The sequence below is a fragment of the Streptomyces sp. NPDC096046 genome (assembly GCF_040303285.1).
GTDB lineage: Bacteria > Actinomycetota > Actinomycetes > Streptomycetales > Streptomycetaceae > Streptomyces.
The window spans coordinates 55,891-73,398 of record NZ_JBEOSZ010000018.1 but is presented as its reverse complement, the minus strand read 5'-3'; the positions used below and the strand labels follow the sequence as shown (position 1 = coordinate 73,398).

The 17,508-nt window shown below is 73.7% G+C and carries 13 protein-coding genes and 1 riboswitch; of the genes, 3 read left to right on the top strand and 10 right to left on the bottom strand.

Annotated features, from left to right (window positions below):
- From cobI to ABTX62_RS17960, 9 genes are all read right to left on the bottom strand, one after another.
- Window positions 1-732 (bottom strand): precorrin-2 C(20)-methyltransferase, encoded by a 732-nt coding sequence (cobI, locus tag ABTX62_RS18000; protein ID WP_352117067.1) that lies wholly within the window; start codon window positions 730-732, stop codon window positions 1-3.
- Complete coding sequence (locus tag ABTX62_RS17995) at window positions 729-2,105, bottom strand: cobyrinic acid a,c-diamide synthase CobB (protein ID WP_352117066.1); 1,377 nt, start codon at window positions 2,103-2,105, stop codon at window positions 729-731. The genes cobI and ABTX62_RS17995 overlap by 4 nt, the downstream gene beginning before the upstream one ends.
- Window positions 2,102-2,701, bottom strand: a complete 600-nt coding sequence (gene cobO / locus ABTX62_RS17990; protein ID WP_352117065.1) for a cob(I)yrinic acid a,c-diamide adenosyltransferase — start codon at window positions 2,699-2,701, stop codon at window positions 2,102-2,104. The genes ABTX62_RS17995 and cobO overlap by 4 nt, the downstream gene beginning before the upstream one ends.
- A complete protein-coding gene (locus tag ABTX62_RS17985) occupies window positions 2,701-4,698 on the bottom strand; it encodes a putative cobaltochelatase (RefSeq protein ID WP_352117064.1) in 1,998 nt (665 codons plus the stop codon). The genes cobO and ABTX62_RS17985 overlap by 1 nt, the downstream gene beginning before the upstream one ends.
- Entirely contained in the window at window positions 4,695-8,351 is a 3,657-nt protein-coding gene (gene cobN, locus ABTX62_RS17980; protein ID WP_352117063.1) for a cobaltochelatase subunit CobN, read from the bottom strand. The genes ABTX62_RS17985 and cobN overlap by 4 nt, the downstream gene beginning before the upstream one ends.
- Window positions 8,348-9,895 carry a cobyric acid synthase gene (locus tag ABTX62_RS17975; protein ID WP_352117062.1) on the bottom strand — a complete coding sequence of 516 codons (1,548 nt, stop codon included), beginning with the start codon at window positions 9,893-9,895 and terminating at the stop codon, window positions 8,348-8,350. Before ABTX62_RS17975 ends, cobN begins: the two co-directional genes overlap by 4 nt.
- Window position 9,896: 1 nt before the next feature.
- Window positions 9,897-10,832, bottom strand: a complete 936-nt coding sequence (locus tag ABTX62_RS17970) for a cobalamin biosynthesis protein (protein ID WP_352117061.1) — start codon at window positions 10,830-10,832, stop codon at window positions 9,897-9,899.
- Between the two features lie 100 nt (window positions 10,833-10,932).
- Window positions 10,933-11,052: riboswitch (cobalamin riboswitch) on the bottom strand.
- Window positions 11,053-11,205: 153 nt separating this feature from the next.
- Complete coding sequence (locus ABTX62_RS17965; protein WP_283972122.1) at window positions 11,206-11,427, bottom strand: hypothetical protein; 222 nt, start codon at window positions 11,425-11,427, stop codon at window positions 11,206-11,208.
- A gap of 34 nt (window positions 11,428-11,461) precedes the next feature.
- On the bottom strand, window positions 11,462-12,709 hold the full coding sequence (locus tag ABTX62_RS17960; protein WP_352117060.1) for an inorganic phosphate transporter: 1,248 nt from the start codon (window positions 12,707-12,709) through the stop codon (window positions 11,462-11,464).
- Between the two features lie 589 nt (window positions 12,710-13,298).
- Between ABTX62_RS17960 and ABTX62_RS17955 the strand changes: the two genes are divergently transcribed.
- The 3 genes from ABTX62_RS17955 (at window position 13,299) to ABTX62_RS17945 (ending at window position 16,905) form a co-directional block, all read left to right on the top strand.
- Window positions 13,299-14,027, top strand: coding sequence for a class II aldolase/adducin family protein (locus ABTX62_RS17955; RefSeq protein WP_352117059.1), 729 nt, complete (start codon window positions 13,299-13,301; stop codon window positions 14,025-14,027).
- 81 nt (window positions 14,028-14,108) lie between these two features.
- Window positions 14,109-15,233 carry an alpha/beta hydrolase family protein gene (locus ABTX62_RS17950; protein WP_352117058.1) on the top strand — a complete coding sequence of 375 codons (1,125 nt, stop codon included), beginning with the start codon at window positions 14,109-14,111 and terminating at the stop codon, window positions 15,231-15,233.
- Between the two features lie 271 nt (window positions 15,234-15,504).
- On the top strand, window positions 15,505-16,905 hold the full coding sequence (locus tag ABTX62_RS17945) for a hypothetical protein (protein WP_502997971.1): 1,401 nt from the start codon (window positions 15,505-15,507) through the stop codon (window positions 16,903-16,905).
- Between the two features lie 37 nt (window positions 16,906-16,942).
- Here ABTX62_RS17945 and ABTX62_RS17940 read toward each other — a convergent pair whose 3' ends face one another.
- Window positions 16,943-17,356: a VOC family protein gene (locus ABTX62_RS17940; protein WP_352117056.1), complete on the bottom strand. Its 414-nt coding sequence runs from the start codon at window positions 17,354-17,356 to the stop codon at window positions 16,943-16,945.
- Window positions 17,357-17,508: the final 152 nt, after the last annotated feature.

Genomic DNA, 17,508 nt, shown 5'->3' with positions numbered 1-17,508 from the left:
TCACAACTTGCCGCCGCGTCCGCCGTCGCGCCGCGCGGGGGCGATGAGCGTCGACAGGTACGGCAGGGGAGCGCCGTCCAGCGCGGCCGCCGGGCGGATGGACTCCTCCGGCAGCCCGAGCGCCGACCCCCACACGGCGTCGGCGAGCCGCCCGGTCTCCCGCAGCGCCCCGGCGACCTCGTGCGCCTGCCGCCCGAACTTGTAGGCGACGACGGTCCCTGGCCCCGCCAGCGCCTCCTTCAGCACGGTCGCCCCCGCGGTGACGGGCACGAGCGTCAGCGGCTCGGTGCCTTCGGTCAGCACGGCGCCCGACCGGGCCGCGAGGTCCTGCATGGCGGTGATCCCGGGGACGGTCTCCACGACCACGCCCGGCACCAGCTCGACGATGGTCTGCGCGAGGTACGTGAAGGTCGAGTACACGTTGGGATCGCCGATGGTCGCGAAGGCGACGCCGCCGTGATCCCTCAGCAGCTCGGCGACCCGCCCCCCGGCCGCGTCCCACGCCGCCTCGCGCCGCCCCCGGTCGCTGCGCTCGTTCAGCGCGAACACGACCCGGACGACCTTCTCCTCGGGCACGTAGTGCGACACGGTCGCCTCGGCCCGACCGCGCTCCAGGGTGTCCATCACGGGCACGACGACCACGTCCGCCTCCCGCAGGGCGTTCACGCCCTTGACGGTCACCAGCTCCGGATCACCGGGGCCCACCCCGACTCCGACCAGCCTGCTGCTCATGACGTCCGGCACCTCTCCACGAACCGACGGGCGACACCGGGCTCGGACGCCCAGTGCGTGTGCAGATAGCTCGCGTGCACACCGCGCTGTACGAAACCTTCGACCCGCGGCCGGGGGCCGCGGACCCCCCAGGCGGGCTCCGTCCCCGACCCGGGCTCCACGACGGTCCGGTGGAACTCGTGCCCCCGCATCCGTGTCCCGGCCGCCGCGAGCACACTGTCGCCCACGGCCACGGCGTCCCGGTAGCCCAGGGTGAGCCGCTCGGTCATCCGCGCCCCGGCGTCCAGCACCCCGCACATCGGCAGTCCGTCCAGCTCCCGGCCCAGATACAGCAGCCCCGCGCACTCGGCGGCGACCGGAGAGCCGCTCTCCGCCAGGGCGGCAACGGCCTCGCGCAGCCGGGCGTTGGCGGACAGCTCGGCGGCGTACACCTCGGGGAACCCGCCCCCGATCACCAGCCCGGCGGTTCCTTCGGGCAGTTCCTCGTCCCGCAGCGGATCGAAGGTGACGACCTCGGCCCCGGCGGCGGCGAGCAGCTCGGTGTGCTCGGCATAGGAGAACGTGAAGGCGGGCCCACCGGCGACGGCGACGACGGGCGCTCGCTTCTCGTCCGACCGAGCCGGGTGGTGGGTGGGCGAGGCGGGGGTCCAGGGGGCGGAGCCCCCGGGTACGGCTCCGGCAGCACGTGCCAGCCCCGCCAACGCGTCCAGATCACACCCGGCGGCAACCTGCGAACCCATCGCCGCCACGGCCTCCACCGCGGCAGCGTGCCGCTCGGCGACCGGCACCAGCCCCAGATGCCGCGACGGCGTGTCCACCTGCGGAGCCCTCCGCAGCACCCCGAGCACCGGCACCCCGGCCTGCTCCAGCGCCTCCCGCAGCAACTCCTCGTGCCGGTCCGAGGCGACCTTGTTCAGGATCACGCCCCCGACCCGCACCTCCGGGTCCCAGGACGCGAACCCGTGCACCAGCGCCGCCACCGACCGCGACTGCGACGACGCGTCGACGACCAGCACCACCGGCGCCCGCAGCAGCTTGGCGACATGAGCCGTCGAGGCGAGCTCACCCTCTCCGGCGGCCCCGTCGTACAGCCCCATCACGCCCTCGACGACCGCGATGTCACACCCCCGCGCACCGTGCAGGAACAGCGGCCCGACCAACTCGGGCCCGCACAGGTACGCGTCGAGGTTCCGTCCCACCCGCCCGGTCGCGAGCGCGTGGTACCCGGGGTCGATGTAGTCCGGCCCGACCTTGTGCGGGGACACGGCGAGCCCCCGCGCGGCGAACGCGGCCATCAACCCCGTGGCGACGGTGGTCTTGCCGCTGCCCGAGGAGGGCGCGGCGATGACCAGCCGAGGGACGGAAGCACTCACCACTCGATGCCCCTCTGGCCCTTCTGGCCCGCGTCCATCGGATGCTTGACCTTGGACATGTCGGTCACGAGATCGGCGAAGTCCACGAGCCTGCCCGGCGCGTTCCGCCCGGTGATGACGACATGCTGGGTACCGGGCCGGTCCCGGAGTACGGAGATCACCTCGTCCGTGTCCACCCAGCCCCAGTGCATCGGGTAGGCGAACTCGTCCAGCACGTACAGCCGGTACGTCTCGGCGGCCAGGTCACGCTTGACCTGCTCCCAGCCCTCCCGGGCCTTGTCCTCGTTGTCCATCTGGGCATCGCGCTGCACCCAGGACCAGCCCTCGCCCATCTTGTGCCAGTCGACGGACCCGCCCTCGCCGGAGGCGCCGAGCACCCGCAGCGCGTTCTCCTCGCCGACCTTCCACTTCGCCGACTTGACGAACTGGAACACCCCGATCGGCCATCCCTGGTTCCAGGCCCGCAGCGCGAGCCCGAAGGCGGCGGTGGACTTGCCCTTGCCGACGCCCGTGTGCACGACGACCAGCGGACGGTTCCGGCGCTGCCGTGTCGTCAGCCCGTCGTCCGGCACCACACTCGGCTGTCCCTGCGGCATTACGCGGCCCTCCCCTGCACGTCCTTCACGAGCCCGGCGAGGCTGTCCGCCCGCAGCTCGTCCAATGTCACGGCCGTACCGCCCAGTTCACCCGCGAGCTGCCCGGCGAGCCCCAGCCGCACCGGCCCCGACTCGCAGTCCACGACCACCGAGGCGACCCCGTCGGCCGCGAACAGCCGGGCCGCGCGCCCGGCCAGCGCGACGGGCTCCGGGCCACCGGTGGCCCGTCCGTCCGTCACGACCACGACCAGCGGCCGCCGCGCGGGATCGCGCAGCCGCTCCACGCGCAGCACGTCGTGGGCGCGCAGCAGCCCGGCGGCGAGCGGTGTGCGCCCGCCGGTCGGCAGGGTCTCAAGCCGGGCCGCCGCAGCGTCCACGGACGAGGTCGGCGGCAGCGCGACGTCGGCGTCCGAGCCCCGGAAGGTCACCAGTCCCACCTTGTCGCGCCGCTGGTAGGCGTCCAGCAGCAGCGACAGCACGGCGCCCTTCACCGCGCTCATCCGCTGCCGTGCCGCCATCGAACCGGAGGCGTCCACGACGAACAGCACGAGATTGCCCTCGCGCCCCTCGCGGGCGGCCTGCCGCAGATCGTCCCGGCGCACGACCAGGCCCGGTCCGGAGCGTCCGCGCGCCCGCTGGTGGGGCGCCGCGGCCTGCACGGTGGCCGCCAGGTGCAGCTTGGTGAGCGCGCCCCGCGGCCGCCGGGCCCCGGTCGTCCGCCCCTGCTCGGTCCGCGCCCGCGAACGCCGCCCGGCGGCCCCCTCGCCGATCCCGGGCACGCTCAGCACCTTCGTCCGGAACGGTTCGGAAGCCCGTACGGCCGACTGCTCGCCGGCCCCCGAGGGCTGCGGCTGCCCGTTCTCCCCGGCCTCGGGCCGGGCCCCGGTGTCGCCGTCGCCCTGCGGAGCGTCGTCGGGTTCCGGCTGTCCGCCGCCCCCGCCCGGTCCGTCCGGCCCCGGGTCCGGGTCCGGATCGTCCTCGTCCGAGCCGCCGAACTCCTCCAGCGTCTCGTCCAGTTTGTCCTCGTCGAGCCCCGGCGCGTCGAAGGGGTTGCGCCGCCGCCGGTGCGGCAGGGCGAGCAGCGCCGCCTGCCGGACGTCCTCGGCGAGCACCTCCGTGCGCCCGGCCCAGGCCGCCAGTGCCGTGGCGGTCCGCGCCATCACGATGTCCGCGCGCATGCCGTCCACCTCGAAGGCCGCGCAGGTCGCCGCGATCTGCCGCAGCGCGCCGTCGCCCAGCCGCACGGACGGCAGCAGCTCCCGCGCCGCGATGATCCGCGCCCGTACGGCGGCCTCCTCCTCGGCCCAGCGCGCGGCGAATCCGCCGGGGTCGTCGTCGTAGGCCAGGCGCCGCCGGACGACCTCCACCCGCTGGTCCGGCTCCCGCGAGGCCGCGACCTCGACGGTCAGCCCGAACCGGTCGAGCAGCTGCGGCCGTAGTTCGCCCTCTTCGGGGTTCATGGTGCCCACGAGCAGGAAGCGGGCGGCGTGCCGCACGGAGACGCCCTCGCGCTCCACGTAGGAGGCGCCCATCGCGGCGGCGTCCAGCAGCAGGTCGACCAGGTGGTCGTGGAGGAGGTTGACCTCGTCGACGTAGAGGATCCCGCGGTGCGCGTCGGCGAGCAGGCCCGGCTCGAAGGCCTTCACGCCCTCGGACAGGGCCCGCTCGATGTCCAGCGCGCCGACCAGCCGGTCCTCGGAGGCGCCGACGGGCAGCTCGACCATCCGGGCGGGCCGCTCGACGCCGGTGCCGGCCTCGTGCGGCCCGTCCGGGCACGCCGGGTCGGGGGAGGCCGGGTCGCAGGAGAAGCGGCAGCCCGGGACGACCCCCACCTCCGGCAGCAGCGCCGACAGGGCGCGCACCGCCGTTGACTTGGCCGTGCCCTTCTCACCGCGCACCAGCACACCGCCGACCGCCGGTGAGACCGCGTTCAGCAGCAGCGCGAGCCGCAGGTCGTCCTGGCCCACGACGGCCGTGAACGGAAAGGGGGTGCTCACTTGTCGTCGCCCTCCAGGTCGCCTTCGAGTTCCAGGTAGGTGGCCCGCAGCCGTTCCAGCGTCTCGGCGTCCGGCTCGGCCCACAGTCCGCGCTCGGCGGCCTCCAGCAGCCGCTCGGTGATGCCCCGCAGCGCCCAGGGGTTGGACTTCTTCATGAAGTCCCGGTTCTCCGGGTCGAAGACGTACTCGGCGCTGAGCTTCTCGTACATCCAGTCGTCCACGACCCCGGCCGTGGCGTCGTACCCGAACAGGTAGTCCACGGTCGCCGCCATCTCGAAGGCGCCCTTGTAGCCGTGCCGCCGCATCGCCGCCATCCAGCGCGGGTTGACCACCCGGGCGCGGAAGACGCGGTGCGTCTCCTCGCCGAGCGTGCGGGTCTTCACCTGGTCCGGGGTGGCCGAGTCACCGACGTACGCCTCGGGGCTCGTCCCCGTCAGGTGGCGCACCATGGCGACCATGCCGCCGTGGTACTGGAAGTAGTCGTCGGCGTCGACCAGGTCGTGCTCGCGGGTGTCGACGTTCTTCGCCGCCACGGCGATCCGCTTGAACGCCGTCTCCATGTCCCCGCGCGCGGCCCGGCCGTCGAGCCCTCGCCCGTAGGCGTAACCGCCCCACACCGCGTACACCTCGGCGAGGTCCGCGTCGGAGCGCCAGTTGCGGGCGTCGATCAGCGGCAGCAGACCGGCCCCGTACGCCCCCGGCTTGGAGCCGAAGATGCGGGCGGTGGCCCGCCGGCGGTCCCCGTGCTCGGCGGTGTCCTGGTCGGCGTGCGCCCGGACGTGGTTGGACTCGGCCGGTTCGTCCAGGTCGGCGACCGTGCGCACGGCGTCGTCGATCAGCCCCACCACGTGCGGGAACGCGTCCCGGAAGAAGCCCGAGATACGGACCGTGACGTCGATGCGCGGCCGGCCGAGCTCGGCCAGGGGGATCACCTCGAACCCGGTCACGCGCCGCGAGGCGTCGTCCCACACCGGCCGGCAGCCCAGCAGCGCCAGAATCTCGGCGATGTCGTCGCCCTGGGTGCGCATGGCCGAGGTGCCCCACACCGTCAGACCGACGGACGTCGGGTACTCGCCGGTGTCCTGCAGATACCGCTGCACCAGCGAGTCGGCGAGCGACTGCCCGACCTCCCAGCTCAGCCGGGACGGAATGGCCTTGGGGTCGACGGAGTAGAAGTTCCGGCCCGTCGGCAGGACGTTGACGAGCCCGCGGGTCGGCGAACCGGACGGTCCGGCCGGCACGTAGCCGCCCTCCAGGGCCCGCAGGATGTGCCCGATCTCGTCGGTGGTCTTCTCCAGCCGCGGCACGACCTCGGCGCAGGCGAACTCCAGCACGGCGACGGCCTCGGGCAGTTCGGCGCCGAGGACCTCCCGGATCAGCGGCCCGCTCTCGGCGATGGCCCAGCCGCGCTCCTCCATGCCCTCCGCGATCCGCCGGCACAGCTGCTCCAGCAGATCGATCGCGTCGGCGGCGCTGCGGGCCGGGCCGTCCACCAGGTCGGTCAGCTCGACGGGCGCCTTCACCGCGGCACCCGGCTCGGCCAGCAGTTCCTTCTCCACCAGACCGAAGTGCCGCGCCAGCGACGCCCTGAGCCCCGGCAGCGCGTTGGCCTGGCCACCCCACACCTGCGAGGCGCGCAGCACGGCCAGCACGAGGTTGACGCGCGGCTCGCCGACCGGCCCGCCGCCCAGGATGTGCAGGCCGTCGCGGATCTGCACGTCCTTGATCTCGCACAGATAGCCGTCGATGTGCATGACGAACTCGTCGAACGCCTCGTCGTCCGGCTGCTCGTCGACATGCAGGTCGTGATGGAGTTCGGCCGCCTTGACCAGCGTCCAGATCTGGGCGCGCACGGTCGGGGCCTTCGTCGGGTCCAGGTCCGACACGAGCGCGTACTCGTCGAGGAGCTGCTCCAGCTTGGCCAGGTCGCCGTAGGTGTCGGCGCGGGCCATCGGCGGCACGAGGTGGTCCACGACCGTGGCGTGCCCGCGCCGCTTGGCCTGGGTGCCCTCGCCCGGGTCGTTGACGATGAACGGGTAGATCAGCGGCAGGTCTCCGAGGACCGCGTCCGGGGCACAGCCCCCGCCGAGCCCGAGGCCCTTGCCGGGCAGCCACTCCATGGTGCCGTGCTTGCCCATGTGGACGATGGCGTCGGTACCGAAACCGTTCTCCAGCCACCGGTAGGCGGCCATGTAGTGGTGGGACGGCGGCATGTCCGGGTCGTGGTAGATCGCGATCGGGTTCTCGCCGAAACCGCGCGGCGGCTGGATCATCACGACGACGTTCCCGAACCGCAGGGACGCCAGCACGATGTCGTCCCCGTCGACGTAGAGATTGCCCGGCGGCTCACCCCAGGCCTCGGTCATGGCGTCCTTCAGCTCCGGGTCGAGCTTCTCGAACCACGCCCGGTAGTCGGCCAGCGGCACCCGTGCGGGCGCGGCGGCCAGCTGCTCCTCCGTCAGCCACTCCACGTCGTGCCCGCCGGCGTTGATGAGCCGGTGGATCAGCTCGTCACCCTCGTCCGGATGTCCCTCGACGACGTACCCGGCGTCCCGCAGCGCGTCCAGCACCCGCACCGCCGAGGCCGGGGTGTCGAGTCCGACCGCGTTGCCGACCCGGGAGTGCTTGGTCGGGTACGCGGTGAAGACCAGCGCGAGCTTCTTCTCGGCGTTCTCCTTGTGCCGCAGTCGCGCGTGCCGTACGGCGATGCCGGCGACGCGCGCGGCCCGCTCCGGGTCGGCGACGTACACGGGCACGTCGTCCGGGCCCTGCTCCTTGAAGGAGAACGGCACGGTGATCAGCCGCCCGTCGAACTCCGGGATGGCCACCTGCATCGCGGCGTCCATGGGGGAGAGGGCGGCGTCCGACTCCGCCCAGGCCTGCCGTGAGGACGTCAGGCAGAGGCCCTGCAGCACGGGGATGTTCAGCTCGGCGAGGGCGCCGATGTCCCACGCCTCCTCGTCACCGCCGGCCGAGGCCTGCGAGGCGTGGGTGCCGCCGGCGGCGAGCACGGTCGCGACCAGGGTGTCCGCCCGCCCGAGGATCTCGTACAGCCCCGGGTCCGCGCCGCGCAGCGAACCGCAGTACACGGGCAGCGCGTTGGCGCCCCGCGCCTCGATCGCGTCGCACAGGGTGTCGACGAAGGCGGTGTTGCCGCTCAGGTGGTGGGCACGGTAGAAGAGCACGCCGACGGTCGGCCGGCCCTCCACCCGGGAGCGCCGGCCGTGCACGCTGTACTCCGGCATCTTGCGCGGCTCGACGAACCCCTCGCCCGTCAGCAGCACGGTGTCCGAGAGGAACCGGGCGAGTTCGGTGAGGTTGTCCGGCCCGCCCTCCACGAGGTACTTCAGCGCCTCGGCCACGACACCGGCCGGGACGGACGACTCGGCCATCAACTCCGCGTCCGGCACGGCCTCCCCGCCCAGCAGCACGGTGGGGATGCCGGAGGCCTTCAGGGCGGCGAGCCCGTCCTCCCAGGCCCGCTTGCCGCCGAGCAGCCGGACGACGGCGATGCCGGCGCCGTCCAGCAGGGCCGGAAGCTCCTCCCGGACGTCCACGCGGGTGGGGTTGCCGATCCGGTAGTCGGCACCGGAGGCGGCCCGGGCCGCCAGCAGGTCCGTGTCGGCGGTCGACAACAACAACACTGTGCTCATGCGGGCGCTCCCGGTGGAATGAAGGGCAGTCCTTGCGGCGCGCCGGACTCGATGAGCCGCCACAGCGCGTCCGTGTCCGCGTGCTGTTCGATCAGGTCGCCGAGCCGGTCGAGCTGCTCCTCGCGCAGAGCGGCGAACGAGGTGTCCGGCGCGGGCACGAAGCGGCGGCCCGCGGCGGCCGCCACCTCCCGCAGAAAGGCCCGCCGGAAACCGTCCGACTCCAGTGAGCCGTGCCAGTGGGTGCCCCAGGTCTGGCCGACCCGGCAGCCGTCCAGGAAGGGGACTCCTCCGGTGACGTCGGCGACGCCGTGATGGATCTCGTAGCCCTCCACCCGCTCGCCGAGGGCCTCGCCCGCAGGCCGGGTGAGGGTCTTCTCGCGGGCGAACCGCACCCGCACGGGCAGGATCCCGAGCCCGTCGACATGCCCCCGGCGGCTCTCGACGTCGTCCTCGATGTGCTCGCCGAGGATCTGGAAACCGCCGCAGACGCCGAGGACGGGCCGCTGTTCGGCGGCCCTGCGGGCCAGCGCGTCGGCGAGGCCGCGCTCGCGCAGCCACTCCAGCGCGAGGACCGTCCCGCGGGTGCCGGGCACGATGACGAGGTCGGCGTCGGACAGTTCCTCCGGCCGGTCCACGAACCGCACCACGACGCCCGGTTCGGCCGCCAGCGCGTCCACATCGGTGAAGTTGGACATGAGCGGCACGGCGCAGACCGCGACGCGCAGCACGTCCTCGCCGACCGGCGGGGCGACCAGGGACTCCCGCACCGCTCCCCGCAGTGAAACCCTCCCCCAAGCTCTCGACTCCGCTCGAGCAGGGGGGACCCCCATCCCGTCCTCCTCGTCGATCCCGAGGCCGTGGCGGAACGGCAGTACGCCGTACGTACGCCGCCCGGTCAGGTCGCGCAGCATGTCCAGACCCGGCTCCAGCAGGGAGACGTCCCCGCGGAACTTGTTGACGAGGAACCCGGCGACGCAACGCTGGTCCTCGGGCGACAGCAGCGCCACCGTCCCGAAGAACGAGGCGAACACCCCACCCCGGTCGATGTCGCCGACGACGAGCACGGGCAGCCCGGCGTTCCGGGCGATCCCCATGTTCACGATGTCCGTCCGCCGCAGGTTGATCTCGGCGGGAGAACCGGCCCCCTCACAGATCACCGCGTCATACGTGCCCCGCAACTGCTCCAGGCAGTCCAGCACCGTCCCGAGCAGTCTCCGCTGCCGCCCGCCGTGGTACCCGCGCGCACTCATCTCCCCGACCGGCTTGCCCAGCAGCACGACCTGACTGCTCTGCTCACCCCCGGGCTTGAGCAGCACGGGATTCATCAGCGCGGTCGGCTCGATGCGGCAGGCCTGCGCCTGCATGGCCTGCGCCCGCCCGATCTCGGCCCCCTCCTTCGTCACGAAGGAGTTCAGGGACATGTTCTGCGCCTTGAAGGGCGCGACCTTGACGCCCTGCCGCACCAGCCACCGGCAGATCCCGGCGGTCACGACGCTCTTGCCCGCGTCGGAGGTGGTACCGGCGACGAGAAGACCACCGCTCACGTCATTTCCCCCTCTTGAGCAACCGCGCGCCGGAGCACACCCCGAGCGCGAGCCAGGTGACGCGCCGCGACAGCCGCACGGCCCGTTCGACATCGCGCGTGCCGACGGCACGCCCTTGCGTGTTCAGCACGGGCCGGTGCTCCACCCGCCCGCCGTACGAGAGCGTCCCGCCCAGCCGCACCCCGAGAGCCCCCGCGAAAGAGGCCTCCACCGGACCGGCGTTGGGGCTCGGATGCTTCGCCGCGTCGGCCCGCCAGGCCCGCACGGCGCCCCGGGGGTCCGGCCCGGCCAGGGCCGCGAGGACCGCGGTCAGCCGCGCTCCCGGCCAGCCCGCGACATCGTCCAGCCGCGCGGAGGCCCACCCGTACCGCCGGTAGCGGGCGGATTTGTGTCCGACCATCGCGTCCAGGGTGTTGACGGCCCGGAACCCGAGCAGCCCCGGCACCCCGCCGACGGCTCCCCACACCAGGGCCCCCACCACCGCGTCGGAGGTGTTCTCGGCGACCGACTCGACCACGGCCCGGGCGATCCCGTCGGCGTCGAGGGCCTGCGGGTCCCGCCCGCACAGACGCGGCAGCCGGGCCCGGGCCGTCTCGACGTCACCGGCCTCCAGGGCACGCCCGACGGCACGCGCCTCCCGGGCGAGCGAAGTCCCCCCGACGACGGCCCAGGTGGCGGCACCCGTCAGCGCGACGGAGGTGACGGAGGAGGTCCGCACGGCACGCGCGGCGACGGAACCGAGGGCGACGGCCCCCGAGGTGCACACGGCGGTGTGCAGCGCGCCCCACCCGCGGTGGTCCCGCCACAACACCCGTTCCACGGCGCCCGCGGCCCGTCCGAACGCGGCGACCGGATGCCCTCGGCGAGGATCACCGAGCAGCAGGTCACCGATCAGACCGGCGGCGGCGCCGTACGCGAAGACGCGACCGGCACCCATGGGCTCAGCCGGCCGGAAGGGCAGGCGGAGGTGGGGTGCTGGAACGGGATCGGCAGCCGCGCATGGCGATACGTGTCCTCACTCAGGGTGTCCACGCCCTGGTTCGACGAGACCGGCGGCGAGAGTTCCTGGCTCCCGGGGATCGTCACCCCGGTGACAGTGGCGGGACCGCGCCGGAATCTCACCGGCTTCCTCTCCTGCCGCCGTACTGGCCCCGGCAGTCCACCACGGCCGGCAACCCCCGTCAACTTGCCGTTGACCTGCGAGGGGAGAGTGTGGAGAACCCCACACCGGCCCCTTCCCGCACACGACGACCGGGCGGCGCGGGACCGAAGTCCCGCACCGCCCGGCGGACACGAGGTGTGTCGGGCCGTCAGGCCACGATCAGGTAGATCCCGTAGCCCACGGCCGCCGCGCACGCCGCGAAGCACGTGTACGCTCCCGTGACCGCGAGCCCGGCGGACCCGCCCTGCGCCACCGCGCGCTCGCGGCGCGACAGGCCGGTGATGCCGAGGGTGAACAGGCCGACGAGGGCCACGGTGGCCACGAGGCTGACACCGAAGACGGAGCCGAGGGCCGCCCAGTCGATCTTCATATCGGAGACTCTTCCTTGTAACCGGTGGGCGGGGTCAGACCGTCGTGGTCGTGGTCGGCGTCCGTTCGGCGGTGGCCTGGGCCGGGAACGGGTGGACCGGCTCCTCGGCGACCGTGCCGCCCGCGGGCGGCGGCGTCACCGCGGCCATCGCCGCGGTCACCACACCGGCCGGCTCCGCCGCGTCGGTGTCGTTGACGTTCGTGTGGTCGACGACCTCACGCCGCGACAGCTTCCAGATCGCCGCGCTGGAGGCGATGAGGAAGACGGCCACCACGGCGGTGCCCCAGTTGCCGAAGCCGGTGACGTACTCGGCGAGGGCGGCCACCAGGGCGGCCGCCGGCAGCGTCAGGCCCCAGGCGACGAACATCCGCGTCGCGGTGGACCAGCGCACCACTCCGCCCTTGCGGCCGAGTCCCGCGCCCATGACCGAACCGGACACGGAGTGCGTCGTGGAGAGGGAGAAGCCGAGGTGCGAGGAGGCCAGGATGACCGTGGCCGCGGAGGTCTGGGCGGCGAAGCCCTGCTGCGGCTGGAGGTCGGTCAGTCCCTTGCCCATGGTGCGGATGATGCGCCAGCCACCCAGGTACGTGCCGAGCGCGATGGCGAGACCCGCCGAGAGGATGACCCACATGGGCGGGTCGGAGTCGGGGGCGACGGCGCCGCCGGCGACCAGGGCGAGGGTGATGACACCCATCGTCTTCTGGGCGTCGTTGGTGCCGTGGGCCAGGGAGACCAGGCCCGCGGAGGCGATCTGGCCGGCCCGGTAGCCCTTCTTGGACGCCTTGTCGTCGGCCTTGCTGCCGAGGGAGTAGGTCAGCCGTGTGGCGAGCATCGCCGCGACGCCCGCGACCAGCGGGGCGGCGATCGCCGGGATGAGCACCTTGGTGACCAGCACGTCGCCGTGCACCGCGCCGACGCCCGCCGAGGCGATCGTGGCGCCGATCAGGCCGCCCATGAGGGCGTGGGAGGAGCTGGAAGGCAGACCGACCAGCCAGGTCAGCAGGTTCCAGAGGATCGCGCCGACCAAGGCGGCGAAGATGACCTCGGGACGGATGCCGGCCTCGTCGACGAGGCCCTTGGAGATCGTGTTGGCGACTTCGACGGACAGAAAGGCGCCGACCAGGTTGAGAACCGCGGACATGGCCACTGCGGGCTTGGGCTTCATGGCGCCCGTGGAGATGGTCGTGGCCATGGCGTTCGCGGTGTCGTGGAAACCGTTCGTGAAATCGAACGCGAGTGCGGTTACTACCACAATCGCGAGGATCAGCGAGAAGCTTTCCATTTACCCAGGCAATCGTTCGAGGTCATTGACCGGATGAACGTAGGCAACCTGGATGAACGGAAGGTGAACTGAGAAGGTCGTGGGGGTGACCGCAGAAGGAGGTCGCGACTCCGTCCCGGAACGGCGGCCCCGGCGCCCGTTGGTCACGAGCCCCGCGCGAACCGCTTCAGCCGATCGAGCGACCCGCTGAAGAGATTTCGGTCACCCGGCAGGGAGTGGCTGCCGTTGCCAGGGGGGTGGCCGGCCGCGGAGGGGCCGCTGCCGCCGGTGCCGGTGATCCACCCGCGGGCGGTCGTGCGCATCACCGGTCGGCGGCCGGTCGGCCGCTCGGTCTCGTCGCCGAACCACTTGATCCGGCCGACCGTCCCCGCCCTGCCCGGGCAGGCCGTAGCGGCCGTGCTGCCTGTCCTGCGGGTTGTATGCGATGTGGCGCGCGGGCGGCGGTGTGTTCCGGCCGGTCCGGGACGGCGACGTGCACGGCGAAATTCCCCGGAGCGCGTCGGAGGATCGGTGCATGTCCGCAGATCTCCCGCCGCGTAACCTGCCCCGCCCGGCGGCGGGTTGAGCCTCCGCCTGGCAGGATCGGGGCATGGCTGAGCTGCGAGGCGACGGGCGGGGCACGGGAGGCGCACGGCAGGCCGGACCGGGCGCGGGGGAGCGGCGCGGGAGTGCGCGCCCCGAGGAGGCGCGGGCCTGGGAGGACCTCGTCGCGACGGCCCGCCGGACGGTCGCGGACGGACTCGTCGTCGGCACGTCCGGCAACGTGTCGGTGCGCGTCGGCGACACGGTCCTGGTCACGCCGTCGGGTGTGCCCTACGACCGCCTGGCGCCGGACGACGTGACCGGCGTCGACCTCGACGGCCGGCAGGTCCTCGGCACGCTCGTCCCGACCAGCGAGCTGCCCATGCACCTCGCCGTCTACCGCACGACCGGTGCCCTGGCCGTCGTCCACACCCACGCCGTGCACGCGACGGCCGTCTCGACGCTCGTGCGCGAGCTCCCGCTGATCCACTACATGGCCGCGGCGCTCGGCGGCCCCGTCCGGGTCGCCCCGTACGCCACGTACGGCACCGACGAGTTGGCCGAGAACATGCTCCGCGCCCTCGCCGGCCGCTCCGGTTGCCTCCTCCAGAACCACGGCACCGTCACCTACGGCGGCACCCTTGCCCAGGCCTACGACCGCACCGCCCAGCTGGAGTGGATGTGCCGTCTGTGGCTGACCGCCTCCTCGGTGCCGGGCCTGACCCCCGGCCTGCTGTCCCGGGAACAGCTCACCGAGGTGGAGGAGCGCCTGCGCGGCTACGGCCAGCGAGGCTGAGCCGTCCGGGCGGCCGCCGCGGACGTCACCCCGCCGTCGCCCCCACTGGTCGCCCACGGCATCCGCCAGGACACTGGAGCCGTGCGCACTGTCAAAGCGACGGCCGCTGCCGTCACCGCCATGATCGGAGCCGGTGCCGCCGCGGTGGCCGCCGGCCGGCTCGCCAGCGACGCCGCGCTCAAGGCGCCCCCCGGCAGGCCGCTGCCCACCGAACCCCGGCTCACCGTGCACGGCACCGCCGCCGGGCGCATCACCCTCACCCGGGACCTCGCCGCCCTGCGCCCCGGCCGTTACGGCCTGTCCGGGGACGGCTCCCACGCGGTCGTCGGCCCCGTCCTGACCGGCGCCTCGCACTCCGCCGACACCGTCGTGCGCCGGCTGGAGAGCGTCACGCACGGCACGCTGGCGTCCGGCGACAAGGTGTGGCTCACCCCGAACGTGTACGTCGGCAACCCGGGCGCTCTCGGGCTCGAACACGCCGACGTCGACATCCCCGGCGAACTCGGCGCCCTGCCCGCGTGGTTCGTGCCGGGCAAGCGGGACACCTGGGTGATCGCCGTGCACGGCCTGGGCACCACCCGGGAACTCGCCCTGAACGTCATGGGATTCCTGCACCGCAGCCAGTTCCCGGTGCTCGCCCTCGCCTACCGCGGCGACCTGGGCGCGCCCCGCCCGCCCGACGGGCTGAACCACCTCGGCGAGACCGAGTGGCGCGACCTCGACGCGGCCATCCGCCACGCCGTGCGCCACGGAGCCCGCCAGGTCGTCCTGCACGGCTGGTCCACCGGCGCCACCATGGCCCTGCGCGCCGCCGCGCGGTCCGGCCTGCGCGAGCGGATCTCCGGGCTCGTCCTGGACTCCCCGGTGCTCAGCTGGGAGGCCACCCTGCGCGCCCTCGCCTCGGCCCGCCGCACCCCGGGCGCGCTGCTGCCCCTCGCGGTCCGCGCCGCCCAGGGCCGCACCGGCCTGTCCGCCGACCGCGTCGCGGGCACCCTCCCGGCCGACGAGCTCCGGGTCCCGGTGCTCGTCCTCCACGGGCCGGACGACGCCGTCGCCCCCTGGCAGTTCTCGCGCCGCCTGGCCGACGCCCGCCCCGACATGGTCGCCTTCCACACCGTCCGCGACGCCCCTCACGGAGCCATGTGGAACGCCGATCCCAAGGCCTACGAGGAAGCCCTCAGGCGCTTCCTGACCCCCCTCATGTGACCTCTCATATGACCTCGTTCACATCCGCCGCCGGGGTGCGGCCCCTGTCGCGGCTTCTGGCGTTCCCCCCTCGTTCACGCCCCCTTCGCCCCGTCGCAACCACGCCCCCTCCCCCTCCCCGCCGATCGGTCGCGATGATTCCGTTTAGCGTCGTACCACTGGCCGGTTCCCGGCCCTCGACCACTTCCGGCAACCGGTGCGTTGGCCATCCCCGTCGCCCGCCGTGACATTCCGTTTGGGTTTTCGGACCGTCAACCGGAAGACTGCACCCGTGACGTCCCGTATCCCGCGCGACTCCAGGCTTCGACTCGTCCGCCCGCGACCCCTGGCCGCCGCCCCTCCAGCGATGAACCAGCGGCGCTCGCGCCGACCCGCACCACGCCCCCCGGAGGGCACTCCGGCACCGGCGGAACTGGCCAGAATGGCACGCTCAGGTCTCGCCGACGCGGCCCGCGTCGCCCGCTGGGCCGACACCGCGCTCGGCCCCGGCCGGGACAGCGCCACCGACGACGGCAAGGCCACCCTCTCCGACGCGACCGCGGAACGGGCCGCCCGCGAGCTGGGTCTGACCGCGGCTCAGGTCAGAGCCGACTGGGACACCGCCCGCCTCGCCGGTCTCGTCGAGGTGCACGGCGACAGCGCACGCCCCGGCTGGCGGTTGCGCGCCTGGGACCGCGACGACAGTGCCGTGCTGCGCGGCTGGGTCGCACTCTTCGACGCCTGGTCGCTCGCCCATCCGGAGCCCGCGGAGCACGAGCCCGCCGCCGTCGCCGAGGTCGTCTCGGCCATGCCGCAGGTGCTCTCCTTCCTCCAGCTGTCCGCCGGGCCCGTCCCCGTCGAGCAGCTCCTCGACCTCCTGGAGCAGCGCGTCACCGAGCTGCGCACCGCCCGCTGCGAGATCCCCTACGGCCCCCAGCCCGAGCCGCCGGCCGAACCGGAGCCCACCGACGCCCCGCTCGCCCCCCTGCTCGACTGGGCCCTGCGCGCCCTCGCCTTTGTCGGCGCCCTCACCTACGGCGACGGCCAGGCCACGCTCACCCCGCTCGGCAGCTGGGCCGTCTGGATCAAGCTGGAGCAGATCTGCGTCGCCGCGCAGAGCCCCGCCGGGAACATCGAGCAGGCCGCCGAGGACATGCTCCGCGGCTGTGCCCAGCTGCGCCCCAACGCGGCCCGTGCCGAGTACCGCGCCTGGCTCGCCGCCCGCCCCGTCGGCAGCGCCGTCACCGAGCTCCTCGGCGCCGCCCGCGGCGAGGACGCCCTGCTGCGCGGCCTCGCCTTCGAGGCGCTGCGCGTGGTCGGCGCGCCCGCCGAGCCGGACGTCCGCGCCGTGCTGACCGAGCCGACGCTCAGGCCGTATGCGCTGTTGTGGCTGGCCGAGCACGACGGGGCCGACCCGGAGGACGCCCACGAGGTCCTCACCCGCCAGGAGGCGACCTGGCTGTGGGTGGACACCGCCGCCGCCGTCGCCGACCACGGTGAGGCGCCGCTGCTCGTGCGCCACCTGGAGTCCGCGGTGCAGCCGACCGTCCCGATGCTCCTGGACGAGGTACGCGCCGTCGGCCACCCGCGCACCGTGCAGGTCCTGGTGGCCCTCGCCGCCGCGCACCCCGACCCGGCGCTGGCCAAGGCGGTGCGCCGGGCCGCCTTCCAGGTGCACACCGGCGGCAGCTGAGCCCCGCGGGGCGCCCCCGCGGCACGCCCCGCGGCGGTCAGCCCGCCATCTCGGGCGCGTACGTCCCGAAGCTCCACACGTTGCCCTCGAGGTCCCGGGCCATGTAGTCCCGCGATCCGTAGTCCTGGTCCGTCGGGGGCATCAGGATCTCCACGCCGTGGTCCACGGCGTGCCGGTGATGGCCGTCGACGTCGTCCACCACCACGTACACCCCCGTGGTGCCCGCGTTCTTCATGGCTGCGTCGAACACGCCGCCGCGGCCCTTGGTGCCGACCATCACCGCGCCGTTGCCCTGCGCCAGCTCGGCGTGTGTCACCGAGCCGTCCTCGCCCTCGTACACCGACAGCTCCGTGAAGCCGAAGGCCTCCGTGAGCTGCCGGATCGCCGCCTTCGCGTCGGCGTACAGCAGCGTGGGGTAGATGCTCGGGCGCCCGCCGGACGTGCCTGCCATGGCGATCACTTCCTCGTGTCTCGCTGCGTGTCCCCCCGCCGGGAGGAGCCGGAGTCCGGCCCACCGCTCAGTCTTCCACCGGGTGCTGACAGCGGCCCTGCGTCCGGCCGCCGGTGATCGAACACCCGCACACAGAAAAAGTGGTTGCACGT

Coding starts and splice junctions, on each gene's coding strand:
- cobI (WP_352117067.1), bottom strand. CDS start 732: ATGAGCAGCAGGCTGGTCGGAGTCGGGGTGGGCCCCGGTGATCCGGAG.
- cobO (WP_352117065.1), bottom strand. CDS start 2,701: ATGCCGCAGGGACAGCCGAGTGTGGTGCCGGACGACGGGCTGACGACA.
- cobN (WP_352117063.1), bottom strand. CDS start 8,351: ATGAGCACAGTGTTGTTGTTGTCGACCGCCGACACGGACCTGCTGGCG.
- ABTX62_RS17970 (WP_352117061.1), bottom strand. CDS start 10,832: ATGGGTGCCGGTCGCGTCTTCGCGTACGGCGCCGCCGCCGGTCTGATC.
- ABTX62_RS17965 (WP_283972122.1), bottom strand. CDS start 11,427: ATGAAGATCGACTGGGCGGCCCTCGGCTCCGTCTTCGGTGTCAGCCTC.
- ABTX62_RS17960 (WP_352117060.1), bottom strand. CDS start 12,709: ATGGAAAGCTTCTCGCTGATCCTCGCGATTGTGGTAGTAACCGCACTC.
- ABTX62_RS17955 (WP_352117059.1), top strand. CDS start 13,299: ATGGCTGAGCTGCGAGGCGACGGGCGGGGCACGGGAGGCGCACGGCAG.
- ABTX62_RS17940 (WP_352117056.1), bottom strand. CDS start 17,356: ATGGCAGGCACGTCCGGCGGGCGCCCGAGCATCTACCCCACGCTGCTG.